Raw genomic sequence first — 595 nt, forward strand, 5'->3', positions numbered from 1 at the left:
CGGCGGCTCGGCGGCCACGGGTGCGGCGGCGGCGCCCGCGGGCTCCGGCGCGGCGGCGGCGGCGTCCTCGCCATTCGCCTCCTCGCCCTGGGTCCAGGCCTCCGCGCCCTCGCCGTTCCAGTCGGCGCGGTCCATGGCGGATTCCGGAGGCATGTCCGCCTCCTCCTCCTCGCGCGCTTCCTCGGCCTGCATCTCGATCAGGCGCTGACGGTCGGCGACGGGGATCTGGTAGTAGTCGGGATGGATCTCGCCGAAGGCCAGGAAGCCGTGGCGGTTGCCGCCATACTCCACGAAGGCGGCCTGCAGGCTGGGTTCCACCCGCACCACCTTGGCGAGGTAGATATTGCCCTTGAGCGGGCGGCGGGTGGCGGTCTCGAGGTCGAATTCCTCGACCCGGTTGCCGTCCAGCACCACCACCCGCGTTTCCTCAGGGTGGGATGCGTCGATCAGCATGCGCTTGGTCATCGAAGGCGGTGCTCCGCGCCGCGGCGGGGCCGACGGCGCCACGAAGGGCGGGGCCCGGGCGGGGACGGGTGGGCGGCGCGGCGTCCTCTGGCACGCGCCGGACTCGTCCTCGTCCGGCGGGTCCGGCGCC

1 pseudogene is annotated in these 595 nt (G+C 74.1%); it reads right to left on the reverse strand.

Annotated features, from left to right (window positions below):
* Window positions 1-465: pseudogene (locus tag HW577_RS26805) on the reverse strand (ribonuclease E/G); the annotation flags it as partial.
* Window positions 466-595 lie beyond the last annotated feature (130 nt).

This window comes from Neoroseomonas rubea, assembly GCF_016106015.1.
Taxonomy (GTDB): Bacteria; Pseudomonadota; Alphaproteobacteria; order Acetobacterales; family Acetobacteraceae; genus Neoroseomonas; species Neoroseomonas rubea.